This is a genomic window from Acinetobacter sp. YH12112, assembly GCF_013418945.1.
In the GTDB taxonomy this organism is placed as follows: Bacteria; Pseudomonadota; Gammaproteobacteria; order Pseudomonadales; family Moraxellaceae; genus Acinetobacter; species Acinetobacter indicus.
In genome coordinates this window covers 1-10,442 of record NZ_VPBA01000057.1, presented here as the reverse complement: position 1 = coordinate 10,442, position 10,442 = coordinate 1, and the positions used below count along the sequence as shown (strand labels likewise).

Annotated in this window: 8 protein-coding genes and 1 pseudogene; 4 read left to right on the top strand and 5 right to left on the bottom strand. The window is 47.3% G+C overall.

What is annotated here, in order from left to right:
- Positions 1–157 precede the first annotated feature (157 nt).
- The 4 genes from FTU50_RS14345 to FTU50_RS14330 form a co-directional block, all read right to left on the bottom strand.
- Positions 158–490: a hypothetical protein gene (locus FTU50_RS14345; protein WP_104473664.1), complete on the bottom strand. Its 333-nt coding sequence runs from the start codon at positions 488–490 to the stop codon at positions 158–160.
- Positions 491–666: 176 nt separating this feature from the next.
- On the bottom strand, positions 667–2,799 hold the full coding sequence (locus FTU50_RS14340; RefSeq protein ID WP_180047409.1) for a 3-hydroxyacyl-CoA dehydrogenase NAD-binding domain-containing protein: 2,133 nt from the start codon (positions 2,797–2,799) through the stop codon (positions 667–669).
- Between the two features lie 11 nt (positions 2,800–2,810).
- Positions 2,811–4,016, bottom strand: coding sequence for an acetyl-CoA C-acetyltransferase (locus FTU50_RS14335; RefSeq protein WP_180047408.1), 1,206 nt, complete (start codon positions 4,014–4,016; stop codon positions 2,811–2,813).
- A 181-nt stretch (positions 4,017–4,197) separates the two neighbouring features.
- On the bottom strand, positions 4,198–5,208 hold the full coding sequence (locus FTU50_RS14330; RefSeq protein WP_034597576.1) for an AraC family transcriptional regulator: 1,011 nt from the start codon (positions 5,206–5,208) through the stop codon (positions 4,198–4,200).
- Between the two features lie 216 nt (positions 5,209–5,424).
- On the opposite strand from FTU50_RS14330, the gene FTU50_RS14325 reads away from it, so the two are divergent.
- From FTU50_RS14325 to FTU50_RS14310, 4 genes are all read left to right on the top strand, one after another.
- The gene (locus FTU50_RS14325) at positions 5,425–6,543 is read left to right on the top strand and encodes a CaiB/BaiF CoA-transferase family protein (protein WP_180047407.1); all 1,119 of its coding nucleotides are present in this window, start codon (positions 5,425–5,427) and stop codon (positions 6,541–6,543) included.
- A 277-nt stretch (positions 6,544–6,820) separates the two neighbouring features.
- Positions 6,821–8,464, top strand: a complete 1,644-nt coding sequence (locus FTU50_RS14320; RefSeq protein ID WP_016659814.1) for a nitrite/sulfite reductase — start codon at positions 6,821–6,823, stop codon at positions 8,462–8,464.
- Entirely contained in the window at positions 8,457–8,942 is a 486-nt protein-coding gene (locus FTU50_RS14315) for a DUF934 domain-containing protein (protein WP_005175797.1), read from the top strand. The genes FTU50_RS14320 and FTU50_RS14315 overlap by 8 nt, the downstream gene beginning before the upstream one ends.
- Before the next feature lie 242 nt (positions 8,943–9,184).
- Positions 9,185–10,171, top strand: coding sequence for a diaminopimelate dehydrogenase (locus tag FTU50_RS14310; RefSeq protein WP_180047406.1), 987 nt, complete (start codon positions 9,185–9,187; stop codon positions 10,169–10,171).
- 71 nt (positions 10,172–10,242) lie between these two features.
- On the opposite strand, the pseudogene FTU50_RS15400 reads toward FTU50_RS14310, so the two are convergent.
- Positions 10,243–10,442 (bottom strand): annotated as a pseudogene (locus FTU50_RS15400) (DDE transposase); the annotation flags it as partial.

The following is a 10,442-nucleotide window of genomic DNA, read 5'->3' as shown; positions in this document are numbered from 1 at the left end:
AATAATTCAAGTGAATTTGTTTGAAAGAAGAACTTTAAAAGCTTTATTTTCACCCGATAAAATACCCATAAAACAAGAGGAAGCTCAAATGAGCTTCCTCTTGTGAAAAATTGTGGGACAGCAATGACGTGAAGTCCGCTTTTTTAATATTTGCTGATTAGTGACCGTGTCCCGTGGTATCGCTATGGCTTTCATCCATGGCAGCGTGTTCCGCTTCGGTCATCTGATGCTGTTCTGCGCTGGCCGCCGCACGAGCTTCACGCGCTTCGCGGTCAGCCTGAGCTTTGGCCAAAGCCTCTTCAGACATGGCAGGCGCATTTTTAAACGCATGTTGCTGGGTGTTGTGTTTATTCTGCTGGCTTGGCATATAGTCCGGTTCATTGCTCACGGCAAGATAGAACAGGCCAAGAAATAACGCACCTAAAACCGAGAAAATAATAAGTGCTTTCCAACCCCAAGGAGATTTTTCTGGAGATGAGTGGTCGGTCATAACAAACTGCCCAATTGGATAAAAAGAAAACTGAATCTGTTGAAACTTTATAACATAATTATTTCAAAGTCCAAGCCAAGAAAATGCTTTCCTTGCGCCGAGGCGCGGCTCAATACTGTCGCCAGAACAGACAAGAGGCCCTAAAGGCCTCTTGAATACTACCAAGATGAATGGGTTTAAATTTGTTCGCCTTGCGCGACTTTATCTTTCAATAACTGCGGTGGGGCAAAACGCTCACCATAGCGTTGTTCCAGAGCTTGTGCTCGGTTTAACGCATCTTTTAGTCCATATTGATTCAGGAACTGCAGGGCACCACCTGTCCACGGGGCAAAACCAATCCCGAAAATCGAGCCGACGTTACCATCTACCACCGATTCCAGCACGCCTTCTTCCAGACAGCGCAAAGTATCCAGCGATTGGACAAACAGGAAGCGGTCAATCAGTTCCTGCTCATCGACAGTCTGCTCTTTTTTCCAGTAACTGAGGCCTTCCCAGAGCGATTTTTTGCCACCTTCAGGATAGTCATAGAACCCGGCGCCGGCTGCTTTACCTTTACGGTTAAACTGATGGATCATGGTTTCAATGACTTCATCTGCACCTGAGCGTGGGCGTTCTTTGCCTTCCGCCTGCAAGGCTTTGCGGGTTTCTGCCGCGACATGCTCGGATAAGGTCAGCGAGACTTCATCCTGAATCGCCAGCGGTCCAACAGGCATCCCGGCTTTGAGCGCGGCCATTTCAATTTTGGCCGGATGGATGCCCTCTGCCAGCATACGCAGACCTTCCTGCACAAAGGTACCAAACACACGGCTGGTAAAGAAACCACGACTGTCATTGACCACAATAGGCGTCTTGCCAATCTGCTGGACAAAGTCATAGGCCTTGGCCACGGTTTCACGATTGGTGTTCTGGCCTTTAATAATTTCAACCAGTTGCATCTTATCGACCGGACTAAAGAAATGCAGGCCAATAAAACGGCTTTGATCTTTCGCGGCTTGCGCCAGACCGCTAATGGGCAGGGTCGAGGTATTGGAGGCCATCACGCCATCGGCAGCCAGATAGCTTTCGGCTTCCTGGGTCACCTGTGCTTTTAATTGCTGATTTTCAAACACCGCTTCAATGATCAGGTCGCAGCTAGCCAGATCTGCCGCTGAGGCCGTTGGGGTAATGCGTGCCAGAATCTGGTCGCGTTTTTCCGCAGTCATCCGCCCTTGAGCAACTTTTTTATCCAGCAGTTTCTGGCTGTAGGCTTTGCCTTTTTCTGCATTTTCTATAGCAACATCTTTCAGGATAACCGCAATACCTTTAATGGCTGCAGCATAGGCAATTCCGGCACCCATCATTCCGGCACCTAAAATACCGACTTTTTTCGCCTGCCACTGCGGAATATTCTGTGGACGGCTGGCACCGGATTTAATGGCATTCAGGCCATGCCAGAAGGTACCAATCATATTTTTAGAGACTTGACCGGTTGCCAGATAGGTAAAATAACGTGATTCAATGGTCAGTGCGGTATCGACATCAACCTGTGCACCTTCGACCGCGGCCGACATAATTGCTTCCGGTGCTGGATAACAGCCTTTGGTCTTGTCACGTAAAATCGCCGGAGCAATCGCCAGCATCTGCGCCACCGCTGGATGTTTCGGATCACCGCCCGGAATTTTATAGCCTTTTACATCAAACGGTTGTTGTGATTTCGGATGTGCCTGAATCCAGTTGATGGCTTTTTGCAGCATTTCATCTGCTGAGTCGGCCGTGTCATGGATCAAGCCCAAAGACAGAGCTTTTTCTACCCCAAACTGTTTGCCTTCGATTAAAAATGGAAAAGCGGTTTGCAGGCCGAGCAGACGTACCATTCGCACGATGCCGCCGCCACCTGGTAGCAGGCCCAAAGTCACTTCCGGTAAACCGAATCTGGTTTTTGGGTCATTCAAGGCAATGCGGTGATGGCAGCCCAGCGCCAGTTCCCAGCCACCGCCAAGAGCTGTGCCATTTAAGGCAGCCACCACCGGAATACCACGCGTTTCGATATAACGCAGCTGGGCTTTCATGCCTTCCACCATCTGGAAAAAATCGCTGGCCTGTTCCGGTTGAGCCTGAATCAGTTCATCGAGATCACCGCCGGCAAAGAAGGTTTTTTTGGCCGAACGGAAGATAATTCCGGCAATCTGTTCATCGGCTTTGAGTTTTTCCACGGTTTCCGCCAAAGCTGCACGGAAATCTGCATTCATGGTGTTGGCGGACTGGTTTGGCGAGTCTAGCGTTAAGATTACAATATTGTCGGCGTTTTTTTCGAATTGAATAGCGCTCATGCGGCTCCTCCTTAAACCAGTTCAATAATGGTGGCAATACCCATACCGCCACCGACACATAAGGTGGCCAGACCACGTTTTTTGCCCTGACGTTCCAGCTCATCCAGCAGGGTGCCTAAAATCATGGCACCGGTGGCCCCGAGTGGATGACCCATGGCAATTGCACCGCCGTTGACATTGACTTTGGCCGGATCGACCTGCATCTCGTTAATAAACCGCATCACCACCGCCGCAAAAGCTTCATTGACTTCAAACAGGTCAATGTCCTCAATGCTTAAGCCAGCTTTGGCCAGAGCTTTACGGGATGCCGGTGCAGGACCGGTGAGCATGATGGTCGGGTCAGCACCAACCAGTGCTGTGGCCAGCACTTTGGCGCGTGGTTTCAAACCCTGTTCTTGCACGGCTTTTTCCGAGGCCAGTAACACCAGCGCGGCACCATCGACAATACCGGAGGAGTTACCAGCATGATGCACATGCTGAATTTTCTCGACTTCAGGATATTTTTGCAGGGCGATGGCATCAAAACCCATCTGTCCCATCATTTCAAAACTTGGATTGAGTTTGGCCAGGCCTTCCGCGGTGGTATTCGGCTTAATAAATTCATCTTTGGCTAGAATTACAACACCGGCTTTGTCCTTGACCGGCACAATTGAACGCTCAAAATGACCATTGGCCTGCGCAGCCGCGGCTTTCTTTTGTGACTGCTCGGCAAAGGCATCGACATCGGCGCGGCTATAGCCATCAATGCTGGCAATTAAATCGGCACCAATGCCTTGCGGGACAAATTCCGAGGCCATGTTGGTTTCCGGGTCCAGCGCCCACGGGCCACCATCCGAACCCATTGGTACGCGGGACATTGACTCCACTCCACCGGCGACGACCAGATCTTCCCAGCCAGAGCGGACTTTTTGCGCGGCCAAGTTCACGGCTTCTAGACCGGAGGCACAGAAACGGTTGATCTGCACACCTGCCACATCATTGTTCCAGCCGGCAGCAATCGCTGCTGTTTTGGCAATATCGGCACCCTGATCACCGACCGGTGTGACGCAGCCCAGCACAATATCATCGACCTGTGAAGTATCCAGCTGATGGCGCTGTTCTAATTCACGCAACAGGGTGGTGACCAGACTGATCGGTTTCACTTCATAGAGTGAACCATCTTTTTTTCCTTTTCCGCGTGGTGTGCGAATGGCATCAATAATATAAGCCTCGCTCATGTGCTATCCCTTTGATGAGTTTTAAATTGTTATGCTTTTTGAGTGTAATAATTAATTGATGAAGTGCAATGACGAGAACGGGCGAGGTCAGATGATGCTTTTCGCCAATAAAAAAAGCCCTCACTTGGCGGTGAGGGCGGAGAGGAAGATCAAACCTGAAAAGACGTTGTCTAAAAAATGTTTAGTGATAACCGTGTAACTGGCGATATAGCCCTGGTGTCACTCCAGTCCATTTTTTAAAGGCACGGTGGAAGGTACTGGTTTCACTAAAGCCGACCTGTTGCGCTACATCTTCTAGCGTCAGTTCCGGATTCAGCAACAGGTGAATCGCGGCATCACGACGTAAGGCATCTTTGACGCCCTGATAGCTTTTACCTTCGGCTGCCAGACGGCGGCGCAGGGTTTGCGGCGACAGATACAGCATTGAGGCAACATCATTCAAGGTTGGCATTTCTTCGCCAATCTGGCTCTTTAAGACATCACGAATTCGTGAAGTTAAAGAGTTGGTATTCTTGAATTTCACCAGTAACTGTGCCGGTGCCGCTTTCAGGAATTCTTCCAGGGTTTCTTCATTCTGGCGAATTGGCAAGTCCAGATAGTCGGCCGCAAAGGTAATTTCGGTACGCGGCATATCAAACTGCATCACTGGGGCGAAGAACAGCGCATCATATTCATCGGCATGGGCAGGGCGCTCATAACCAAAGTGGACACGTTCCAGCGGCAGACGGCGTTCAATTAACCACGATGCCAGACCATGCCAGATCATCAGCATACTTTCAGTAATAAAGTGGTCCGGGTCCATGCTCTTAGGAATTAACGGCACCAGACGGGCTTCGTGTTTGTCACGTTCCAGCGTCACCGACCATTCATCGCCAAACAGTTTATAGAACTGGGAGGACAGTTCTAAGGCATCACCCAAGGTTTTGGCATGGATGATCAGCTGGCACATGATGGCAAAAGTACCTAAGCGGCGGCCTTGAACATCAAAGCCGATGTGCTCGTCCTGAGTCACCATCCACAGCATTTTAATAAAACGGGTATATTGTTCTGGCGAGATTCGCGCTTTGGGCTGGCGTAACAGCTCGGCCTCAATACCCACGTGTGATAATAAGGTCTCGACGTCCATGCCTAGGCGTTTGACACCGGTTAGAGCCGCATTTACGAAGTGGATACTGATGGTATCGCGGCTCATATTAAAGCCTTCTGACTCTTTGTCTTTGGTAATCACGTATGTTTGACCTAAATGACATTAAAAATAAAGTTTTTGGCAATTTACTTGAGTTATTTTGCCATTTTACATATTAAATTGCCGAAATGATCAAGGTAAATGGCTGAACATGACATTGTGTTTATGCTTTTATATTTCTAAGATGATGAAAAAATCAACACAAATAGAGTAAAAACTCCAATGTCATACGCTTTAAACGGACTCAAAGTTTTAGATTTTTCCACCTTGTTACCCGGACCATTTGCCACGCTTTATCTGGCCGATTTAGGCGCAGAAGTGGTGCATATTGAATCACTGAACCGTCCCGATCTGGTCCGGCTATTTCCGCCCTATGCCAATGGCCAGGCGACTTCGCACAGTTACCTGAACCGCAATAAACAGTCGGTGACGCTGGATTTAAAAGACCCGGACAGCATTGCACAAATTAAAGCCAAAATTAAAGATTACGATATTGTGGTTGAGCAGTTTCGCCCTGGGGTAATGCAGCGTTTGGGGCTGGATTATGCCACATTGGCAGAAATTCATCCCGGACTGATTTATTGTTCCATTACCGGCTATGGACAAAGCGGTCCTTATCAGGCCAAGGCTGGACATGATATCAATTATTTAGCGCTTTCCGGTATTGCCGGGCATAGTGGCCGGGCACAGTCCGGGCCACCGCCAATGGGCATTCAGATTGCTGATGTTGCAGGTGGCTCACTACATGCGCTGGTCGGTATATTGGCCGCCGTCATTGAACGGCAAAGCAGCGGACAGGGACAATATATTGATATTTCCATGACTGACTGTGTGGCGGCCTTAAACAATATGGCTGCGGCAGCCAGCCTGGCCGGACAGGAACAGCAGCGTCCCGAAGCTGGCCATTTAAATGGCGCGATTTTTTATGACTATTATCGTACCTCAGATGGCCGCTATCTTTCGATCGGTGGTTTGGAGCCACAATTTATGCAAGGTCTGGCCGCGGTCCTGGAGTTGCCACTAATTGTGGAAAAAGGAAGTTCTTTTGATTCAGACGACCGGCAGGCGGTGAAACAGGCCATTGGCAATAAAATTCAATCCAAAAGCTGGGTAGAATGGCAGCAAATATTTGCCGAGCAGGATGTTTGTGTCGAACCGGTGCTGTATTTAGAAGAAGCGCTGCATTCACCACTGGCCCAGCAACGCGAATGGGTGGTTCAAGTGCCACTGGAACAGGACAGCCCAGACACTGAAGCGCAGTTGGCCTGCCCGATTAAATTCTCGCGCTCCAAAGCTCGTTATGATTTCCGTGGCCAAGGTTTGGGGCAGGGGAACTGGTAACGCGCCAGTCTATAAAAGAGGTTTATCAGCCAATATAAGATGTTTATCCAGACCCAAAAGTGAGGATAAACATCTTATGAAAAAAAATGCTAAATAACGCAAAAAATAATGAAAGATCCAGAAAGTAATAATGAATGGCTGCAAAGGCTTGCTTACAGCGCAAGTCCAGCTGACTTATCAATAAAATCGCTATGAAATATGTAAAAAACGCATTTTGTTGATAGATAAAATGTCGCTATCCTGTCGGTCGTTATAATGAAACTACTAGCTGTACGCCATGTATTTATATACTGATTTCGATCAGCAACTGATTAATGAACGTGTTGCGCAGTTCCGTGACCAGACGGAACGTTATTTAGCGGGCAAATTGACAGAAGATGAATATCGTCCACTTCGTCTCCAAAATGGTTTATATGTACAGCGCTATGCGCCAATGTTACGTATTGCCGTGCCTTATGGTTTAATGAGCTCGACCCAGCTGCGTAAAGTCGCTGCCTTGGCCAAGGCCTATGACCGTGGTTATGCCCACGTTTCAACACGTCAAAATATTCAGTTTAACTGGCCTGCACTAGAAAACGTGCCAGATATGCTGGCTGAACTGGCCACAGTTCAGATGCACGCGATTCAAACCTCAGGTAACTGTATCCGGAATACCACCACGGACCAGTATGCCGGTGTGGTCGCTGGTGAAATTGCCGATCCGCGTCCGACCTGTGAGCTGATCCGTCAATGGTCGACTTTCCATCCAGAATTTGCCTTCTTGCCACGTAAATTCAAGATTGCGGTATCTGCACTTGAAGAAATTGACCGTGCGGCAACTGCTTTCCATGATATTGGTGTGTATATTGTACGCAATGCAGCCGGCGAAATGGGCTATAAAATCATGGTTGGCGGTGGTTTGGGTCGTACCCCAATCATCGGTGCAGTGATTAAAGAATGGCTGCCACGTGAAGACTTAATTGCTTACTTGGAAGCAGTGCTGCGTGTCTATAACCTGCACGGCCGTCGTGATAACAAATATAAAGCACGTATCAAGATTCTGGTAAAAGCACTCACGCCAGAAGTATTTGCCGAGAAAGTTGAAGCTGAATTTGCACATACGGTGAAAACCTTAAAAGTCGATGCAGACACCCTGAAAAAAATGGATGAGAACTTTACGCCATTCGATTATCAGGACTATGCAGATGAGGACTTCACCGCGCTGTTTGCACAATATCCGAAGTTCAAGCAATGGTTTAACATCAATACCAATGCACACAAAGTGAAAGGCTACCGTATTGTCACCATTTCACTGAAACGTGCCGGTATTGCCCCGGGTGATGTCACCACGGAAGAAATGAACCTGATTGCCGACCTGGCTGATCAGTACACTTTCGGTGAATTACGTACTACACACGAGCAGAATATTGCGCTGGTAGATGTACCACAAAAAGACCTGTTTGCCTTATGGCAAACCCTGGATCAACACAATCTGGCGCGTGCGCACATTGGTTTCTTGACTGATATTATCTGCTGCCCAGGCGGTGATTTCTGCTCGCTGGCCAATGCCAAATCAATTCCAATTTCTGAAGCGATTTCACGCCGTTTTGATGATCTCGATACCATTTACAACCTGGGTAAACTGGATCTGAACATCTCCGGTTGTATGAATGCCTGTGGTCATCACCATGTCGGCAACATCGGGATTTTAGGTGTTGATAAAAAAGGCGCGGAATTCTACCAGATTACCCTGGGTGGTAATGCTGATCATGATGCCTCAATCGGTGACATCTTAGGGCCATCATTTGCTGCGGAAAAAGTGCCAGATGTGGTGGAAGAAATTTTAAATACTTATCTTGACCTGCGCCAGGAAGGTGAAGAGTTTATTGATACCTATCGCCGTGTTGGCATTCAACCATTTAAGGAGCGTGCATATGCTTAATACCGCACTACAAGTGCTCTCTAAAGATGGCACGATTGCAGACAATACTTACCAAATTATTGGTGAAGATGGCGTGTTACCACAAGGTGATGTGGTGTTGACTGTTGAGCAGCTCGATCAACTTGCTAATGTTTCAGGTAAAAAAGCATTGTACTTAACCGTAGATGCTTCGCCTGAAACCAATGAGTTTCCGTTAGATCAGCTCGATGCCATCTTTATTGAGTTTGCAGGCTTTAACGATGGTCGTGGTTATTCATTTGCAGCACTGCTTCGCCGTCAGGGTTTTGAAGGCGAACTCCGTGCCACAGGTGATGTATTTAAAGATGTACTGAACTATATGAAGCGTTCCGGTTTCGATACCTTCGTGATTAAAGAAGGTAAAGATATTCAGGAAGCGGCAGCCGGTCTGGGTGATTTTACCCATCCTTATCAGGCTTCGACGGCCGTGGCTCAGGCACGTTATCAAACGGGTGCTTAATTTCACCCGTTGCGAAAAACCTCCGGTCAGGAGGTTTTTTTGTTTTTATGCGATAGATTTAGATCAGCATCGCGACTGACTTTGCTTTAATTTGGTGCAAATACAACATTGTGGCACAATATGGTGCATTCTGTGAGCAGGCTGAATCATGGCTTGAATCCACAGAAGAAGCACCCAATCATCTTCGTTTTATGAATCTGATTTGGAAAAGTTTAACTATTAGCTTGAAGTGACTTGTCTGTATGCAACATTCTATTCGTATTGGTATTGCTGGTTATGGCAATTTAGGGCGTGGTGTGGAAACTGCCATTCAAAAGAATCCAGATTTACAGCTTGTGGGTATTTTTACTCGCCGTGCGCCTGAAACTGTTTCACCCTGCTTTACTGAAACCAAAGTTTTTCATATGGATGCATTGGTTGACTTCCAGAATCAGATTGATGTACTGATTTTATGTGGTGGATCGAAAGATGATTTGCCTAAACAGACCCCTGAATTAGCAAGTAAATTTAATACTGTCGACAGCTTTGATACACACGCACGTATTCCAGAGTTCTTTGATGCTGTAAATGCGCCAGCACTTGCGAACAAGAAAACAGCCATGATTTCGATTGGCTGGGACCCAGGTATGTTCTCCATCAATCGTTTGTTCGGTGAAGCATTACTTCCAGACGGTGAAACCTATACCTTCTGGGGTAAAGGTTTAAGTCAGGGTCACTCAGATGCGATTCGTCGTGTTGATGGTGTGAAAGCGGGTGTGCAATATACCCTTCCCTCCACCAATGCGATGGACAAGGTGCGTAGTGGTTCACGTCCAGAGTTAAGCACCCGAGATAAGCATACGCGTGAGTGCTATGTGGTACTTGAAGAAGGTGCAGACGCAGCCAAGGTTGAACAGGCCATTGTGACCATGCCGGACTATTTTGCTGATTACAATACAACGGTAAACTTCATTGATGAAGAAACTCTTCGTAATGAACACAATCGTATGCCACATGGTGGATTCGTGATTCGTAGTGGCAATACCAGCGATGCCCATAATCAAGTCATGGAATTCTCTTTGAAACTGGAGAGTAATCCTGAGTTTACGGCAAGCGTATTGGTGGCTTATGCACGTGCGTGTTACCGCATGAACCAGATGGGTCAGTACGGTGCGAAAACCGCATTTGATGTTGCACCAGGTTTATTGTCGATGAAGTCACCGGAACAACTGCGTAAAGAAATTCTTTAAGTATTAAAATTTAAACGGTTACTTTAATTGTGATGATAAAAAGCCTCTCCAAGTGGAGTAATGCCAGTCAGTTAAGAGATTGACTGGCTTTTTCTTGGGTATTTTTGAGGTTTTCCTTTTACAACCCTTGGATAACTCCTCATCCTTCTCTCAGGTATAACATACCGATTAGATTTCTCCATTAAACTTTCCAGATGTTTGGGTAGATTACCTGCAGAAGCCAAAGAGTCGAATCTGAGTAAATTAAGAAGGGCAATAGATGCAATATGAA